A 15,801-nucleotide genomic window follows, 5' to 3' on the forward strand; every position below is an offset into this window, starting at 1 on the left:
TTTCGCGAAAACCCTTGCAGATCGGGCTCGTGCGTTTTGACAAGCACCCCGTTCATGCCCACCTTGTGCGTGCGGCAAGACGAAAGCCCCGGTATCGAGGACGGGTATGCGATGATCAGAGCGGCACGGCGCGACCCCGGACAACGAGATGCGACGACGCGCATCAAGGCCTGGACGCGCGCGCGTTTCGCGCTTGCCGAGAACGATACGGTCTTCGTCAGCGAAGTGGCCTGCGGCCTGCCCGGCTGCCCGCCGATCGAGACCGTGGTCGCGTTCTGGACGGCGCCGGAAACCCGCCATGCCTACAAGGTCTTCAAGCCGCTCGCGTCTGTCGAGGAGACCGACCTGCCCCCCGCCTTCATGAAGACCGCGCTCATCGTCGGGCCGGACGATTTCGGCTGTTGCTGATCCGGCATTCATGACGCCGTCGCCCTCTTGAGGCGGGCGTCCAGCCCCGGATAGACGCGGCGGGCATTGCCCTCGAAGATCTTGTAGCGATCCGCCTCGCTGAGTGCCGGGATGCCGTCAACATAGCGGCGCGTGTCGTCGAAGGCATGGCCGGTTTCTGGATCGATCCCCTTCACCGCGCCAAGCATCTCGGATGCGAAGAGGATGTTGTCGACCGGGATCACCTTCGCCATCAGCTCCATGCCAGGCAGATGGTAGACGCAAGTGTCGAACCAGACATTGCCGAGCAGGTGATCGGTGAGCAGCGGCTTGTTCAGCGCCTGCGCGAGACCGCGATAGCGTCCCCAGTGGAACGGGACCGCGCCGCCACCATGGGGAATGACGAAGCGCAGCGCCGGAAAATCGGCGAAGAGGTTTCCCTGGAGCAACTGCATGAAGGCGGTCGTGTCGGCATTGATGTAGTGAGCGCCGGTGTGATGGAAATTGGGATTGCAGGACGAGGTCACGTGGATCATCGCCGGCATGTCGAGTTCGCAAAGCTTCTCGTAGAGCGGATACCAGTGCCGGTCGGTGATCGGCGGATCAGTCCAATAACCCCCGGACGGATCGGGGTTGACGTTGACCCCGACGAAGCCGAGCGCGGCCAGACGCTCCAGTTCCGGCAGGCAGTTCTTCGGCGAGACGCCGGGAAATTGCGGCAACTGACCGACAGGGACGAACTTGTCGGGCAAGAGCTCCGCGATCCGATGGATCAGATCGTTGGACAGGCGCGTCCAGACCTTCCCGGTCTCCTCCGTGCCGACATGATGCGCCATGCCGGCCGCGCGCGGCGAGAAGAGGGCCATGTCGATGCCACGCTCGCCCTGCAGCTTGAGCTGCGGCTGAACGGACTCCAGCAGCATCGCGTCGGTGATGCCGAGTTCGGTGGTTGTCGGCCGGCGCATGGGGTCGGCCAAGCCGGCGAGTTGCCGGTCGCGGAACTGATGCAGGGCCTGCGGCTCGGTCGTGTAATGGCCGTGGATGTCGATGATCATGACATGCTCCCGGCAGCGACCTGCTCGCTCAGGGGGAAAATCTCACGCAGCGTGTAGCGCTTCGGCGTCAGCCTCTGGCGATGGGCGAAGTCGAACAGCAGATCCATCGCGGCGGCGTTGGGGGCAAGGCCGTAGGGCAACGCGGCCACGCCCGTCTGCGGGCAGAGCGCACGCGCCTCCTCGAACATCTTCGCAAGTTCATCGGCAATCCAGGGATAACGATCCAGCAGGTCGTTCCTTACCGAAACGACGTGGTTGACCGGGAAAATGCCCGTTTCCGCCGACCAGGCCTTCGCCGCGGCTTCCGCGTCCGGAATCACCGGCCTGACGGCTGCCGGATCCACGTCCCGTTCGCCCATGATCGCGACAAGATCACCGGCATGGAGCAAGTCGCGCAGCCGGCTGCCGGCGGGCGCTCGCTCGCAACCCGGCGGATCGACATACTCGGCCACATGGGCGTCTTCCATCGTGACCCAGGTGATGCTGTCGAGGTCGACGCCATACTGGGTCGCGAGGATGCCGCGAATCCAGACGCCCGTCGTCTGCGAAAAGGCCCGGACACCAACCCTTCGACCCTCCAGATCCTTCGGGCCGCGAAGACCGGACGCCGCGAGACAGACGAGATTGGAATGATGCAGCCGTCGCCAGAGCGGGATCGGCAGCGCCGTGATCGGCTTGCCGAAGTCATGTGCGAGAAGATGCGTCGTCAGCGCCATCTCCGAGACATCGAGATCTCCGCCCCGGACCATATGCCTGAACGCGCCGGGAAGCGGATCGAACTCGACGAATTCGAGCGTCAGCCGCGGGGATCGGACGCGCCCGTCCTTCAAGGCAGCGACATGTTCATGCTTGCCGAGAGCGATCCTGATCGTCAGTCGGTCGTCCACGTTCCAAGGCCTCCGTCGATACGAGCATCGGAGCGCAACGCTCGAAGCGGTTTCGGCAAGATCCGATGCTCAAACAGGGTCTGCGGCCCCGGTCCAGTCGACGACATGGATGGCGAGGCGACAGGTCTTGCGCGGCGACAGGGCCGCTCGCGCCTGTCGAAAGCAAAGCCGCCGCGGACCTCAAGGTCCAATACGGCTTCTCTCTTGGCTCCAGATGAAATCGAACTTCCCCGCGCGCCCGGCGGATGTCAGGGCGCAACCATGCGGATAAGCGTGGCAAGACCGGCCGCGATCAGGGGCAGCGGCAGGGAGGCGGCGAGCCTCGTTGCGCCGAAGCGCAGGCCCATCAGCGGGATCTCGTACATGATCACCCGATGCATGGCGAAAACCGACCAGGCCGTCAGGAGCGTGATCAGCTGAACCTGGCCGGCGCCGGCCTCATTGAGAACGACGACGAGCGGAAAGGAGATCATCGGGCCGGCAGGAATAACGCCGCCGACCAGCATGGCGATGATCACGCCGCGAAGCCCGGACTCCGGACCGATCTGTTCGGCAACAAGGCCGCTCGGCACCAGCATGCCGACGAAGCCTGCCGTCAGCACAGCCACGATGATGCGCGGCATCACCTGCAACGCGCGGATGGTCGCTGCCCGCGTGGTCCTCACGCCTTCGGCAAGGCCGTAGCGCCGGAAGACCATGTAGCCCAGCACGACGGCACCGACCCAGAGCAGAAGCGTCGCCATCACTGGTCCTCCCGGCCGGGGGAGGCGCCGATCGAATCCGCCGGCGCATCGTCCGGATCCCTCGCCCACAACGTCAGCAGCCCCGCAATCAGCGGCAGCGGCAACGAGGCGAGAAAGCGGACGACCGCGAACTCGATGCCCATCAGCGGCACTTCCCACATGAAAACCCGCTGAAGGCCCATCGTGGTCCAGGCCGTCACATAGGTGACGAGCGCGCCGAGCCCGGTGCCGCCGTTGCGCAGCACGGTGACGAGCGGAAAGGCCGTCATCGGTCCGCCCGGCGTCGCCGCTCCGGCGAGGGTCGCAATCGCCATGCCCTTGACGCCCGACTGCTTGCCCATGTAGCGGCCGAGGAAGGCCGGCGGCAACAGCACCTGCACGAAGCCCGCGATCAGCAGGGCCGCGCCAAGCTTGGGAACGAGGAAGGCGATGAGGGACAGGTCTTCGTGAAAGGAGACCTCAAAGGCCTCGGCGCCGAACTTGAGATACGCCAATGTTCCGGTGACAATCGCCAGACCGGCGAAGATGAAGAAGGACTGATCGAAGGCCTCCTTCCAGGAGAAGGATTTGCCCGACTTGCGCGACATCTTCGAATCGGGTGGCGACGCTTTGTTCATCCAAGACCGCCTTCCGCAGGCTGAAGCGGGCGCACGCTCCGGCCCAGGTAATTGACTTCGTCGCCATAGAGCAGCGCCTTGACGTCGGCAGCGCTCAATGTCTTGACGAGCTGGTCGACCTGGCCGGCAAGCGGCAGCATGAGGCCGAGCTGCTGGGCCATGTCCATCGTGATGTCCATGTCCTTTTCCTGCCAGGTGAAGCGGGTCGTGTCCCAGCGGCGCAGCGTGCCGTTGGTGCCGGGGCAGTCGAGCAGCACCTCGCGCATGCGCTGACCGTCCAGCCCATAGCGCTTGGCGATCAGCAGCGTTTCGAAATTGCCGACGCAATGGATCCAGTGCAGGAGATTGTTGCAGGCCTTGGCCACCTGCCCGGCGCCGACCGGCCCGACGCGCACGACGTCGCGGCTGTAGCTCATGAGGACGGGCCGGACGGCATCGATGTCGTCCTCGGCCCCGCCGCATAGCGAGAGAAGCGTGCCTTCCCGAGCCCCCGTCGCGCCGTAGACCACCGGTGCATCGACGAGACGAAGACCCCTGCCGGCGAGACGGCCTGCAAGGTCACGCACTGTCTCCGGCCGCACGGTGGCAGCCACGACGATGACCGTTCCCGTCTTCGCAGCGCCGGCGAGCGTCTCGCAGACCTCTTCCACCTGTGCATCCGTCGCAACGGCAAGGATGAAGAGGCCGCCATCGTCGGCCATGTCCTGAAGATAGTCGCCGGTCGGCATACCGCGTTCGCGTGCGAGGGCCATGCGTTCGTCGCTGACGTCGAAGACGGCGACATCGAATCCCCTGGCTTGAATGTGCCCGGCCATGGCGAGCCCCATTTCTCCGGCTCCGACAACAACTGTCCGCATCACTGTCCCCCGTTTCCGCGGCCTCTCATCCGGATCAACCGGCATGTTGGGTGATCGTGTCGACGAGCGCGGGCACGCCGCTTTTCACCTTGGCGATCGCGCGTTCGAGCGCTCCGCCGATATCGCCGGGGTCTTCGATCGGCCCTTCCGCATACCAGCCGAAGCCGCGCGCGATGGTCGAAAAGTCCGGCGCCGGATCCATGATGTCCATGCCGATATAGGCGCGTTCCTCGGGTGTCTTACGCTGGCGGGCGACCGTGATCTGGTGTTCCCAGTCGTTGTAGTAGGCGCGGTTGTTGTGCATCACGCAGAGAAACGGGACCTTGTGCTTGGCCGCGAACCAGAGCGCGCCGACGTCGAACATCAGGTCGCCGTCGGTCTGGCAATCGACGACAAGGCGGCCGGTGCCACGATGGGCGAGCGCGATGCCAGTCGCCATTCCGATCTGCGTGCCCGTGCCGAGGGCCTTTCCGGGCCACCGGTAGGGCCTGTCGAAATCCCACAGCTTCAGAGCCCAGTCCTCAAAGGCATTCGTGGTGAGCACCCAATCCTCGGTGCGAATGCGATCCCAGACCTCGCTCGCCAGCCTCGGCAATGTGATCGGTTGCGCATCCCAGTTCTCCAGCGCCTGCTCGCGCCAGGCCTGTCGCGCCCGCGCATGCATCTCGCCCACCGCCCCGGCCCGGTCGCGCACCTTCCGGCGAAGTCGCTCGTCGCCTGCGATGCGTGCCGCGCAGAGGCGATCGAGCGCCGGCAGGGCCAGCGCAGTATCGGCAAGAACGCGATGGTCGTATTCGGGAAAGCGTTGGTAGTCGGTCGCCCATTTGGAGATCTCGATGTCCGCGAAGCCGATGTCGAGCCATTTGCAATTCGGTGGGAAGAGCGGCTGCAGCGTCCGGTTGATCCGGTCGTTGACGTGCGTCGGCCGCTCCCAGTCGCGGCAGTCAAGCAGCGAGATGAGGTCGGCCGATCGGAAGACATCCTTGTCCATCCGCATGTCCAGCGGATGCTCGGTGGGAAAATTGAGCCGCCATTGCGTATCGACGACCGGCGCGCCAAGCGTCTCGGCAAGGCGGACCATGTCGGCGAAGCCGTTGCGATCACGGCCGACGAACTGAGGCAGCAGCACCGGCCAGTCGGCTGAAACCAGCATGTCGGCCGCCGTCTCCAGCGCATCGGGATCGGGTGCGATGCGGCTCGGTGCCGTCGCCGAAGAGGGCGACGGCAGCACCACCGGCGCCTCCAGGGGGGCCTCCTGAAGCGCCGCGTCATAGCACATGTAGATCGGCCCGCGCGGTTCGGTCATCATGATCGACCAGGCGCGGGCAAAGCTGTCGGCGACACCATCGATGCCGCCCGGCTGATAGTCCCATTTCACATAATCGCGGATCTGGGTGCCCTGCACGTTCGCCGTATGGGCCCAGTCGACACGGGGGCGGCGCTTGCCCTCGTCCATCGGGCCGGTGGCACCGATGACAAAGACAGGAGCCCGATCCGTGTAGGCATAGTAGATGCCCATGGTCGCATGAAGCAGGCCGACGACGTTGTGGACGATGACGGCAAGGGGCTCGCCGGTTGCCTTGGCGTAGCCGTGGGCGATCTGCACGGCCACTTTCTCGTGCTGGCAGACCAGCATCGGCGGCGTGTCGCCGTTGTGGTTGACCAGCGAATCGTGAAGTCCGCGATAGCTCGCACCCGGATTGAGCGTGATGAAGGGAAATCCGTATTGCCGGATGAGGTCCGCGATGACATCGGACTGCCATACCCCTGTCGGCATCGCCTCACCCTGCGCGCCCGCCAGTGGCGCGCCAGCCACATCGATGTTCATGAGCCACGCGCCTCGTTGTCTTGCCCCGTCGAAAGTTTCTGCGAAATAAAGGCGACGGCGCCAAGCGCCGCCGTCCTCCGCACGATGCCGGCTATTCGTCGGTCAGCGCCTTCTTCAGGAAGTCGACCGTCTCCGGCGTCTGGTCCAAAGCCTCGACAACCGCCTTCTGCACGCCGTCGCCAACGGCGGGGTCGATGGGGAGCCCCAGTTCCTTCGCCTTGGCCAGGAACTCCGGATCGGTCGTCGCCGAGGCGTATGCGTTGCGCAAGGCCGTCAGGCGATCCTCCTCGATACCGGGAGGTCCTGCGGTGAAGCGGGACAGCTGAGCCTGCGATGCGACAAGCGCCACGGCTTTGCGGCCCGCGTCTGTCGTCACGAAGGTGGACAGTTGCGGCACGTCGGTCTCGCTGCCGCCTACCTGCGCGATGAAGCGGGCATGGCCTTCATCGACGAACTGCTGGAAGCTCGAGCGCGATCCCACGATGCCCTGGACTTCGCCCCGCATGATCGCAAGCTGGTCGTCGCCACCATTGTAGCCGGTGATGATGCGCACGGGCATCTTGAGCGAATCGACCAGAAGCGTGGTCTCGATCGTCGAGGCGCTGCCAGCGCCGGCCGAGGCGAACTTGATCGGCTCCTTGAGCGCCATCAGGTCCTCGAAGCTCTTGATGCCGGACTCCGTCGAAACGACGACCACGCGGGGATCCGAGGCAACCTTGCCGATCCAGGACATCTTCGTCAGGTCGAACTTGATCGCCGGATCGCCCTTGATCTGGCTGTAGATGAGACCTGTGTTGAAGGTCCCCAGGGTCAGGCCGTCCGGCTCGGAATTGTAGATGTAGTTCGCACCGATGAGGTGGCCTGCGCCCGGCATGTTCTGCACCACGAAGGTGCTGCCCGGCAGGTACTTCTGCATGTATTGCGCGACGAGGCGACCATTGGTGTCATAGCCGCCGCCGGGCTTGGTCGCGACAACATAGGTCACGGTCTTGCCGTTGTAGAAATCTTCTCCCGGGCCTGCGAGAGCCGCCGTGATCCAAAGGCCCGCGCCCATGGCGGCGATGGCCGTCGTCCATTTCCCCAATTGACTGTTCATGTCCGTTTCCTACCCTCCCCTTGATTTTCTTGGCCTCGTCTTCTGCCGGACAAGGCCGTCGCGCCTTGAGTCAGGCCAGTCCTGCGGCCTGCAGAAGTGACGGTGTGAAGAAGCCCGGGTGCAGCCTGATCTGCAGCACCACCCCGAATGCGAAATAGAGAGCGAGCGTCGCGATGGCCGCGACGACGGCGGCGCGGATCAACCGCATGTCCGCTTCAAGCCGGAGGAACAGCGTCAGCATGACGGGTACGGCCGCATAGAAGCCGAAGCACAGGACGCCGGCGATGAAGCCCAGGAAATAGCCCCACATGACGAGTTCGCGATGCAAGGTCGCGCCCTCAAGTTCGCTTTCGACCTTCTGGCCCTCGTCCTCCGGCTTTCCGGCCTTCTGGGCATTTCGAAAGCGATAGTTCCGCCGACCCATCGCATGGCGCGCATCGAGCCCAAGCTGCAGGAGACAGAGGCCGAGGCCGGGCAGACCGACGATCAGGGGCATGAAACGGGCGCCGGCCGGAAACTGCAGGATAGCGATCGCCACCATGGCGCCGAAGAGCGCCGTCATGAGGACCGTGAACCGGGTGCTGAAACTGTTCATGGGATCAACTCACATATTCGCTCTTGCGGCGCGTCGGCCGCAGATTGCGATAGACGGCGTAGGCCATCAGTCCGACGATCATGGCGATCAGCACGAGAGACAGCGGACGCAGGAAGAAGCCCCAGCCCCACAGTTGCAACGCCTGGTGCAACGATCCCTCGGCCTGTCCTCCAAGGACCAATCCGATGACGAAGGGCGCGCGCGGCCAACCGGCACGCAGGAAGCCGTAGCCGATGATGCTGAAGAGCACGAGAATCACCAGGTTCTGCCACTGGTTCTCGCTCGTGAAACAGCCGACCGTGATGAAGAGCAGGATGAACGGCACCAGATAGCGGCCATTGATGAAGGTCAGCGCCGCGATCCAGCGGCAAATGACGAGCAGGATCGAAACGGCGATCAGATTGCCCACGATCAGCGCCCAGATCAGCGTCCAGACGAGATCGAGATGATCCGTCATCATCTTGGCGCCGGGCTGGATGCCAAGGATCAGGAAAGCGCCAAGCAGGACCGCCATGCCGGAACTGCCGGGGATGCCGAAGAAGAGAGTCGGCAGCAACGACCCGCCCTCCTTGCCGTTGCTCGCCGTCTCAGGCGCGATGACGCCTTCGATCGCCCCATGACCGAAGCGTTCGGGCGTCTTGGATGTCTGTACGGCGTGGCCATAGCAAAGCCAGGCGGCCGCCGATCCACCGAGGCCGGGGATCATGCCCACAACAGCCCCGATGATCGACGTGCGAAGCACCAGCCACCAGTGCCTCGGCACCTCCATTACCCCTGAAAGCAACTGGCGGTAGGAAAAGTCCTTGTCTTCGGCCGCGACATTCGAGATCGACCCGCCGCGAGCCCCGAGAGCGAGCATTTCCGGGACGGCAAAAAGCGCGAGAACGGCCGTGACAAGGCTCACACCGTCCCACAGAAACAGGAAATCGCCGGCATAGCGCGGCGTGCCCGTCTGCGGATCCATGCCGACCGTCGACAGCATCAGTCCCCAGAAGCCGACAATGAGTCCCTTGACGATCTTGTCGCCGCTGGAAAGGAAGGCGATGAAGCTGATGCCGAGCAGCGCGATCAGGAAGAACTCGGCGGGACTGAACTGCAAGACGATGGGTTTCAGAAAGGGGATGAGGACCGCGAAGACGATCGCGCCGATGATGCCCCCGACGCCCGAGGCGGTGATCGAGGCGCCGAGCGCGCGCGCCGCCTCGCCCTTCTTGGCCAGAGGATAGCCATCGAGCGTGGTTGCCGCGTCATCGCCGTCGCCCGGGATGCCGAACATGATCGAGGAGATCTGGCCGCTGGTGCCGTTGACGGCGTGCATGGTGAGCAGGAAGACCGCACCGGCGACGGCGTCCATGCCATAGACGAAGGGAATCGCCATCGCGATCGAGAGCTTGCCTCCGATACCGGGCGTCACGCCGACAAGCAGGCCGCAGACGACCCCGACCAGCATGAGACCCATGATGTGTGGGGATCCCAATAGATGAAAGAGAGCCCCGAACATGGTCTCGACCATCGTCGCGAATTCCTCCTTTGGCGCGGCTGTTGACCAGCCGTTTTTGTGCAAGTCGAATGGCGCGATCTGCGCTTCGCAATTGCGACCGTCCGCCTCGGGTCATGAGCTGGTGTCATCTGCGGGCGCCGGTTGATCGGGGTATCTACGGACATCGAGGGCCTGACTGTCCAAAACAATATGGACTGGATAGCCCCATCGTTTTCGTCTTGGCGCGCCCCGTCGAGCCGCGATCAGCGGTCTCGCGGTCATGGCCGATCCGCAGGGGATGTCAGCCTGGAACATCTCCAGCCAGACTGAAAATGGCTCTTGAAAGGGCCTCCCAGATTGATACGCTATGGAAAAAATACGTCTGGGAGGAACAACAATGGATATTCGCAGCCTCAAATTCTTCTTGGCTGTCCTCGAACAGGGCAGCATCACAAAGGCTTCCGAGAGCGTGCATGTCGCGCAGCCGGCTCTCGGTCTCCACATTCGCAAGCTGGAGGAAGAGCTGGACCTGCAGCTGCTCGAACGCCACTCGCGCGGTGTCCGCGCCACCGAGGCCGGCGAACTGCTTGCCCGCCACGCCGAGCTCATCCTGCGCGATGTCGAGCTCGCCAAGGAGGAAATGACCAACTATCTCAAGGTGCCGAGCGGCAAGATCACGATCGGCCTGACGCCAACCGCCCGCGAGGCGATTGCGGTTCCGCTGGTGGCGCGTGTCTCGCGCGACCTGCCCTCCGTGCATCTGACGGTGAAGGAAGCGCTGAGCGAATCGCTGGTGGAATATCTGCTCAACTACCGCGCCGATGCGGCTCTGGTCTACAACACGCGCGAGGGCGCCGATCAGCTCGCCTTCGAGCCGCTCGCCAACGAGAACATGTATTTCGTCTATCCGCTGAAGGAAGGCGTCCGCGAGCCCGACACGATCCCGCTCGCGGAAGTGCTGCAGCATCGGCTGATCCTGCCGACCCGCCCACATCTGGTCCGCACGGAGATCGATCGCCTGGCGAGCAATCTCGAGGTCACGCCCGAGATCATCCACGAGGTCGATTCCATGCCGGCAATCCGGGATTTCGTGGCCAGGGGGCTTGGCTGCTCGGTCATGCCGCATGGCGCGGCGAGCAATATCATCTACAGCGGCCTCGTCGGCAGCCGCCTGATCGTGCAGCCCGAGATCAAGCGGATCCTGCACCTTGCCTATCTGCGCCGGCGCTCGATTTCCAAGGCGTTCGACGCGACCTTGCGTGTCCTCAAGACGGTCGTCGAAGAAGAAAAGCAGCGCTCCGGCGGCCAGTGGCAGCCGATCCTCGCTCAGTTCCAGCGCGCCTCGACCCTAACGCTGGAGCCGAATACCGTTCCGGCCATGTCACCCATGTCACACGTTCAGTGAGAATGGTGGATATGGCCGTGCGTGTGGTCATACCCGTGGGGGTCATGCACATCGTGGTCGTGGGAATGGCCGTGGTGCTGGTCGTGCAGGCGTTTTGCCGTGCGGGCAGGCTCCGCCTGCCCGTCGAGGAGCGCTTCGAGCGTCGAGCGCATGAGATCGTCGCCGGGCGGCAATTGAGCCGCCAGGAAGCCGGCGAGACGGGCCAGAACGATCGCCTGGTTGGCGATCGTTTCTGCCCGCTCGCCCTCCGGGACGGCAACGAGATCGCTGACCGCATGGTTCAGCACCCGGCGAAAGAGCTGCTCCATGTAGGCCGGCCGCTGGCTGTCTGAGAGCAGAGGCGGCTCGGGCCGTTCCTTCAGCGTCTCGCTGTTCACGCCATGTCCGCCGGCGACATAGAGCAATCGCGCCATGATCTCGTCATCGAATGAATGATCGTCCTCGACATCACCGCACATCGCACTGCCCCTGTCGCCGTCGTGTCTGACCGTTGAAGTTCAGGAGGCCGCCTTGGCCTGCCACTCCGGCAGATCGGCCTTTTCCGCTTCGTAGACCGTTTCCATGCGCGACTCCAGTCCGTTGCGGGCGAGCGCATCGGCAAAGAGGCTGCGCACGGCCGGAGTCTCGTCCGCATAGTCGATCTGGTCGCCGCCGATCCGGCGGCTGATCCAGGCCTTCGGAACGCCCTGCGCATTCCGGATGGAGACCGATTCATGCTTGAAGGCGAGATAGCGGGCCGGTGTCTTGCCGGTGTTGAAATGCTGATGGAACCACATGTTCGGCGGCACGATCATCGTTCCGACTTCCCAGTCGTAGCGCCGCGGCTCTTCGCCTTCCGGCCACATCAGGCTGTAGCCCTCGCCTGAGAGGACGATGACATGGGCGCCCGGACCATGCCGGTGCCCCTTCTTGTAGGTGCCGATGGGAAACTGCGAAATGTGGCTGTTCATGGAGCCGCGCGCCATGTTGAAGCGGATGTGGCCGCCACCGGCGCCGCGCTCCTTGGCGGCGATCAGCGGCAGGTTGACCGCGTCGGGCACGAAATTGGTCCGGAGCAGAAGTCCCTGCTGTTCGCCCGGATCGGAGAAATAGTCGGGTTCGCCGTTGAAACGGCCGGCAAAATCATGCGCCGTGTTGAAGATGAAGGCCTCGTCTTCGTAAAGGTTCATCACTGGCGGCGCATTGGTGACGGACACGAAGCGCGCCGGCGCCTGCCCCGACCCATTGAAATGCTGATGCCAGGCGTTGAGGGGAATGGCAAAAAGCGCGCCCTTCTGCCATTCGAAGCTGACCTTCTTGCCGGCGTCGTTCCAGACGGTCGTCGATCCGGTGCCGTCGAGGATCATGATCATTTCCTCGAACAGCTGCCGCTGCGGGGCGAGCTTGCCGCCCGCCGGAATCTCGCAGACATAGCAGTCATTGGAGGTGCGCGACGCGTCGTGATTGATGAAGACACCGCGGCCGCCCCGGCGCGCCCAGGGTTTCAGCTCCACCGTGTGAAGGTTCCGCACGTAGAAGGCGCTGATGATATCGAGCCCTTCGTCCGCGACCCATCGCGTATAGGGTGTTTCCTTTTCGGTCGCGAACTTCTTGGCCAGTTCGTCAGAAACGATCGCGTCGCCGGACATGAACACACTCCTTTTCCTTCAGCGGCCCGCGCGCTCCGTGTCGGCGGTCCACCCCCGTCTCTTGATGTCTCCAAGCGGTAACCGATCGGTTCGACCGCGAGAAATATCGAAAATGGATGGGAGCCAACGGCTCGGCGACCTGCCGAGCCGTGGCCGAACGCCTGCGATCTTGCAGCCCTCGCGCAATCGGTCTGGCCCGGCGCTCGAAGACGCGAGACACCCGTTCTAGGATTGTCCCGGCGCGCAAGACCGGCAACAGGCAGGGAGAACGAGGATGGCGGGCAATGTTCCCGGCGACGACGAGCGGCCCAACGACCCGGCCGGCCATACGATCGCCGACCACCTTTACGGCGATGTCTTCGACCACGAGCATGGTCCGGACGCCGACCACGATCACGACGACGTCGATTTCGGACCGCTGGAGGAGAACCCGATCTGGATCTCCGATAACGTCCAGCTGACCAGCGTCGGCATGGACATCGGCTCGTCCGGCACGCAGGTGATCTTCTCGCGCGTCCTGATGCGCCGCATCAGCGAGGAACTCACCAGCCGCTATATCGTCGCTGAACGCGAGACCCTCTACCAGTCACCGGTCAGCCTCACGCCCTACCGCAGCGACACCCGCATCGACGAGGCCGCCCTCGGCGCCATCATCGATGAAGCCTACGCGGCGGCCCGCATGTCGCCCGACGCGGTCGACACCGGCGTTGTGATCCTGACCGGCGAAGCCCTCAGACGCGAAAACTCCGAGGCGATTGCCGGCATCCTTGCCGAGCAGGGCGGCGAATTCGTCTGCGCGAGCGCCGGCCATCACATGGAATCGCGTCTGGCCGCCTACGGGTCCGGCGCGGCGCGGCTCTCCTACGAGACCGGCCAGCGCATCCTCAATGTCGACATCGGCGGAGGAACGACAAAGCTCGCGATCGTCGAGAAGGGCACGCCGACGGTCACGGCGGCGATCCACATCGGCGGGCGCCTGCAGGTGACCGCACTGGACGGCAAGATCACACGTCTCGATCCGGCCGGACGGCATCACGCCGAACGCGCGGGGTTCGCCTGGGCCCTCGGCGACCGGGCGGCGCCGGAGGACCTCGACCGCGTCGCCGAACTCATGGCCAGAACGCTCGCCGAGGCGCTTGGCCCGGCGCCGTCCGATGCCGTCATGCAGCTCTATCTGACCGATCCGATCACCGACTTCGGCCGGATCGACGGCATCATGGTCTCCGGCGGTGTCGGCGAATATGTCTACGGCCGCGAAACCCGCGATTTCGGCGACATGGGGCTAAGGCTCGGTCATGCCGTGCGGGACGCCTTCGCCAGGCTCGACATCCCCTTGCTGCCAGCCGCCGCCTGCATCCGGGCCACGGCCCTCGGCGCCTCCGAATACACGGTTCAGCTCAGCGGCAACACGAGCTTCGTCAGCCATCCCGGCAACCTGCTGCCGCGTCGCAACCTGCAGGTCGTCCGCCCGCTCCTTCCCGAATCCATGCAGGGCGCTTCGCCGGGCCTCATCGCCAGGGCGATACGCGACCACCTCGTCGCCTTCGATCTCGACGCGGCGAGGGCCGATTTCGCGCTGGCGCTCTCCTGGTCGGAGAAGCCGGACTATCCCTTGCTGCGCATTCTCGCGGAGGGTATCCGCGACGGATTGAGCGAAAGAATAGCCGCCGCGCTGCCCATCTATCTGATGCTCGACGGCGACATCGCGATGACCCTCGGCCGCATCCTCGCGGAAGAACTCGGCATCGCCAGCGATCTCCTGGTCATCGACAGCGTGCAGCTCTGGGATTTCGACTTCATCGACCTCGGCCGCATCCGGCTGCCCTCGCACACGGTGCCTGTGACGATCAAGTCTCTCGTTTTCAACGAGGACCCGCGCGCCATGCGCCCCTATCAGCGCCTTCACCATCGGTCCGGCACCGCGTCCGGCGATGGTTCGTCCCATGGTCATGGCCACAGTCACCACCATCACGGGACGCACAGTCACGGGCCGCACAGCCACACCCATGACCACCACGATCATGGCGACCACGGCCATGGCATCCATCGGCACAGCCACGAGCCGGGCGAGGAAATGGCGCCCCCAGGCCATGAGAAGAGCGATGACGTCGTCCCGCGCTGACCTCCTGACGGGCCTTCGCATTCTGGAAGCGAACGGCCTCATCGATTTCAACGGCCACGCCAGCATCCGCACCGAAGGCGGCCTTGTGATCAACAGCGGCAAGTCCGTCCGAAGCCGGCTTTCCGCCGACGACCTCGTGACAGCCGATCAGGCGGGCACCGTCGCTCCCGGTTGCGACGCCGCACCGATGGAAGTCCACATCCACACGGAGATCTATCGACGCCGGCCGGATGTCGGCGCGGTCGTCCACGGACATCCGTTCTGGTCGACGCTGCTGTCGTCCAGCGGGCTGGATTTTGCCGTCGTCTTCGCCCAGGCCTCGCTTCTCGGCGACGTCATGCTTTATCCCTCGCCGCTTTCGATCAACACGCCGACTCTTGGCGGAGAGGTCGCCGACCGTCTCGGCGATCGCCGCGCGGTTCTCCTGCGCGCCCACGGCATCATCGTCGCGGCGGCGGACATCCGAACGGCCACCGTTCTTGCGCTGTATCTGGAAGACAATGCCAGACGCCAGTGCCTCGCCGCCCAGATGGGAGGCAGTTCCTACTGCTTCTCGGCGGATGAGATCGCCGTGTCGCGCAAAAATCTCGACCGGCCCAATCTCTATGCCAAGGCGTGGGACTATTTCGAGGCCAAGCTGGCCTCGCCGCCAGCGCGATCAGAGCCCGAAATGCACTGAATCGAACGAATGCTCGTCGATCCCCAGCGCCTTCAGTGACGCGGCGTCGGGACGGCGCCCGTAGCGGATGGCATTGGCGCAGGCACAGGCCGCATCAAGCTGGTCGAATATCTTCACGATGGGCCCGAAAAGCCCATTGGAGGAGCGGCGGGCCTGCCTGCCGCGGGTCTGTGAAAGGGACATGGCCGAACTCCTTTTCAAGTCAAATGCCATGTCCGAATTAGGCCTCTTCGCATCGCCGCATGTCTTGATCTGGATCAAGAACAACCCGCTGGCAGCACAATATTTTTGCGCGCGAGACCGCCTTTTCAAGGCGAAAGCCATCGCCCGCCGAACCGGTGAAAATCCGGCGGGTGAGGACGAGGATGGATGCGGTCGAAATCCTGCTCGCCGCGCCCGGAAAGCCTGAACCGGGCCGCAGG

17 protein-coding genes are annotated in these 15,801 nt (G+C 64.3%); 5 read left to right on the forward strand and 12 right to left on the reverse strand.

What is annotated here, in order from left to right; all coding sequences use genetic code 11:
• Positions 1–111 precede the first annotated feature (111 nt).
• Positions 112–408, forward strand: a complete 297-nt coding sequence (locus HDIA_RS21285) for a hypothetical protein (protein WP_099557974.1) — start codon at positions 112–114, stop codon at positions 406–408.
• A gap of 8 nt (positions 409–416) precedes the next feature.
• On the opposite strand, the gene HDIA_RS21290 is transcribed toward HDIA_RS21285, so the two are convergent.
• The 9 genes from HDIA_RS21290 to HDIA_RS21330 all read right to left on the reverse strand — a co-directional run bounded on the left by HDIA_RS21290 (position 417) and on the right by HDIA_RS21330 (position 9,578).
• Positions 417–1,442, reverse strand: coding sequence for an amidohydrolase family protein (locus HDIA_RS21290; RefSeq protein ID WP_099557975.1), 1,026 nt, complete (start codon positions 1,440–1,442; stop codon positions 417–419).
• Positions 1,439–2,329 carry an ABC transporter substrate-binding protein gene (locus HDIA_RS21295; RefSeq protein WP_099557976.1) on the reverse strand — a complete coding sequence of 297 codons (891 nt, stop codon included), beginning with the start codon at positions 2,327–2,329 and terminating at the stop codon, positions 1,439–1,441. The genes HDIA_RS21290 and HDIA_RS21295 overlap by 4 nt, the downstream gene beginning before the upstream one ends.
• Positions 2,330–2,577: 248 nt before the next feature.
• Positions 2,578–3,072 carry a hypothetical protein gene (locus tag HDIA_RS21300; protein ID WP_099557977.1) on the reverse strand — a complete coding sequence of 165 codons (495 nt, stop codon included), beginning with the start codon at positions 3,070–3,072 and terminating at the stop codon, positions 2,578–2,580.
• Complete coding sequence (locus HDIA_RS21305) at positions 3,072–3,689, reverse strand: permease (RefSeq protein WP_099557978.1); 618 nt, start codon at positions 3,687–3,689, stop codon at positions 3,072–3,074. Before HDIA_RS21305 ends, HDIA_RS21300 begins: the two co-directional genes overlap by 1 nt.
• On the reverse strand, positions 3,686–4,546 hold the full coding sequence (locus tag HDIA_RS21310) for an NAD(P)-dependent oxidoreductase (RefSeq protein WP_099557979.1): 861 nt from the start codon (positions 4,544–4,546) through the stop codon (positions 3,686–3,688). The genes HDIA_RS21305 and HDIA_RS21310 overlap by 4 nt, the downstream gene beginning before the upstream one ends.
• A 34-nt stretch (positions 4,547–4,580) precedes the next feature.
• On the reverse strand, positions 4,581–6,374 hold the full coding sequence (locus HDIA_RS21315) for a thiamine pyrophosphate-binding protein (protein ID WP_099557980.1): 1,794 nt from the start codon (positions 6,372–6,374) through the stop codon (positions 4,581–4,583).
• Between the two features lie 91 nt (positions 6,375–6,465).
• Complete coding sequence (locus tag HDIA_RS21320; RefSeq protein WP_099557981.1) at positions 6,466–7,470, reverse strand: Bug family tripartite tricarboxylate transporter substrate binding protein; 1,005 nt, start codon at positions 7,468–7,470, stop codon at positions 6,466–6,468.
• 70 nt (positions 7,471–7,540) lie between these two features.
• Positions 7,541–8,065, reverse strand: a complete 525-nt coding sequence (locus HDIA_RS21325) for a tripartite tricarboxylate transporter TctB family protein (protein ID WP_099557982.1) — start codon at positions 8,063–8,065, stop codon at positions 7,541–7,543.
• Between the two features lie 4 nt (positions 8,066–8,069).
• Complete coding sequence (locus tag HDIA_RS21330) at positions 8,070–9,578, reverse strand: tripartite tricarboxylate transporter permease (protein ID WP_099557983.1); 1,509 nt, start codon at positions 9,576–9,578, stop codon at positions 8,070–8,072.
• A 364-nt stretch (positions 9,579–9,942) separates the two neighbouring features.
• Here HDIA_RS21330 and HDIA_RS21335 point away from each other — a divergent pair, with 364 nt between their 5' ends.
• Positions 9,943–10,950, forward strand: a complete 1,008-nt coding sequence (locus HDIA_RS21335) for a LysR substrate-binding domain-containing protein (protein WP_162292677.1) — start codon at positions 9,943–9,945, stop codon at positions 10,948–10,950.
• Here HDIA_RS21335 and HDIA_RS21340 read toward each other — a convergent pair.
• Together HDIA_RS21340 and HDIA_RS21345 are read right to left on the reverse strand one after the other, a co-directional pair.
• Entirely contained in the window at positions 10,944–11,408 is a 465-nt protein-coding gene (locus HDIA_RS21340; protein ID WP_099557985.1) for a hypothetical protein, read from the reverse strand. The genes HDIA_RS21335 and HDIA_RS21340 overlap by 7 nt on opposite strands.
• 39 nt (positions 11,409–11,447) lie before the next feature.
• Positions 11,448–12,578, reverse strand: a complete 1,131-nt coding sequence (locus HDIA_RS21345; protein ID WP_099557986.1) for a cupin domain-containing protein — start codon at positions 12,576–12,578, stop codon at positions 11,448–11,450.
• Positions 12,579–12,852: 274 nt separating this feature from the next.
• Here HDIA_RS21345 and HDIA_RS21350 point away from each other — a divergent pair, with 274 nt between their 5' ends.
• Both HDIA_RS21350 and HDIA_RS21355 read left to right on the forward strand, forming a co-directional pair.
• On the forward strand, positions 12,853–14,700 hold the full coding sequence (locus tag HDIA_RS21350; RefSeq protein ID WP_099557987.1) for an ethanolamine ammonia-lyase reactivating factor EutA: 1,848 nt from the start codon (positions 12,853–12,855) through the stop codon (positions 14,698–14,700).
• Positions 14,681–15,379: a class II aldolase/adducin family protein gene (locus tag HDIA_RS21355; protein ID WP_197708061.1), complete on the forward strand. Its 699-nt coding sequence runs from the start codon at positions 14,681–14,683 to the stop codon at positions 15,377–15,379. The genes HDIA_RS21350 and HDIA_RS21355 overlap by 20 nt, the downstream gene beginning before the upstream one ends.
• Here the strand turns inward: HDIA_RS21355 and HDIA_RS21360 are convergent.
• The gene (locus HDIA_RS21360; RefSeq protein ID WP_099557989.1) at positions 15,359–15,562 is read right to left on the reverse strand and encodes a hypothetical protein; all 204 of its coding nucleotides are present in this window, start codon (positions 15,560–15,562) and stop codon (positions 15,359–15,361) included. The genes HDIA_RS21355 and HDIA_RS21360 overlap by 21 nt on opposite strands.
• On the opposite strand from HDIA_RS21360, the gene HDIA_RS21365 reads away from it, so the two are divergent.
• The gene (locus tag HDIA_RS21365; protein WP_099557990.1) at positions 15,561–15,788 is read left to right on the forward strand and encodes a hypothetical protein; all 228 of its coding nucleotides are present in this window, start codon (positions 15,561–15,563) and stop codon (positions 15,786–15,788) included. The genes HDIA_RS21360 and HDIA_RS21365 overlap by 2 nt on opposite strands.
• Positions 15,789–15,801 lie beyond the last annotated feature (13 nt).

The sequence above is a fragment of the Hartmannibacter diazotrophicus genome, assembly GCF_900231165.1.
In the GTDB taxonomy this organism is placed as follows: Bacteria; Pseudomonadota; Alphaproteobacteria; order Rhizobiales; family Pleomorphomonadaceae; genus Hartmannibacter; species Hartmannibacter diazotrophicus.

Excerpts from the sequence above, each read along its gene's own strand:
- HDIA_RS21285 (WP_099557974.1), top strand. The coding sequence starts at position 112 with ATGATCAGAGCGGCACGGCGCGACCCCGGACAACGAGATGCGACGACG.
- HDIA_RS21290 (WP_099557975.1), bottom strand. The coding sequence starts at position 1,442 with ATGATCATCGACATCCACGGCCATTACACGACCGAGCCGCAGGCCCTG.
- HDIA_RS21300 (WP_099557977.1), bottom strand. The coding sequence starts at position 3,072 with ATGGCGACGCTTCTGCTCTGGGTCGGTGCCGTCGTGCTGGGCTACATG.
- HDIA_RS21305 (WP_099557978.1), bottom strand. The coding sequence starts at position 3,689 with ATGAACAAAGCGTCGCCACCCGATTCGAAGATGTCGCGCAAGTCGGGC.
- HDIA_RS21310 (WP_099557979.1), bottom strand. The coding sequence starts at position 4,546 with ATGCGGACAGTTGTTGTCGGAGCCGGAGAAATGGGGCTCGCCATGGCC.
- HDIA_RS21315 (WP_099557980.1), bottom strand. The coding sequence starts at position 6,374 with ATGAACATCGATGTGGCTGGCGCGCCACTGGCGGGCGCGCAGGGTGAG.
- HDIA_RS21320 (WP_099557981.1), bottom strand. The coding sequence starts at position 7,470 with ATGAACAGTCAATTGGGGAAATGGACGACGGCCATCGCCGCCATGGGC.
- HDIA_RS21325 (WP_099557982.1), bottom strand. The coding sequence starts at position 8,065 with ATGAACAGTTTCAGCACCCGGTTCACGGTCCTCATGACGGCGCTCTTC.
- HDIA_RS21330 (WP_099557983.1), bottom strand. The coding sequence starts at position 9,578 with ATGGTCGAGACCATGTTCGGGGCTCTCTTTCATCTATTGGGATCCCCA.
- HDIA_RS21335 (WP_162292677.1), top strand. The coding sequence starts at position 9,943 with ATGGATATTCGCAGCCTCAAATTCTTCTTGGCTGTCCTCGAACAGGGC.
- HDIA_RS21340 (WP_099557985.1), bottom strand. The coding sequence starts at position 11,408 with ATGTGCGGTGATGTCGAGGACGATCATTCATTCGATGACGAGATCATG.
- HDIA_RS21345 (WP_099557986.1), bottom strand. The coding sequence starts at position 12,578 with ATGTCCGGCGACGCGATCGTTTCTGACGAACTGGCCAAGAAGTTCGCG.
- HDIA_RS21350 (WP_099557987.1), top strand. The coding sequence starts at position 12,853 with ATGGCGGGCAATGTTCCCGGCGACGACGAGCGGCCCAACGACCCGGCC.
- HDIA_RS21355 (WP_197708061.1), top strand. The coding sequence starts at position 14,681 with ATGACGTCGTCCCGCGCTGACCTCCTGACGGGCCTTCGCATTCTGGAA.
- HDIA_RS21365 (WP_099557990.1), top strand. The coding sequence starts at position 15,561 with ATGGCCGAACTCCTTTTCAAGTCAAATGCCATGTCCGAATTAGGCCTC.
- HDIA_RS21360 (WP_099557989.1), bottom strand. The coding sequence starts at position 15,562 with ATGTCCCTTTCACAGACCCGCGGCAGGCAGGCCCGCCGCTCCTCCAAT.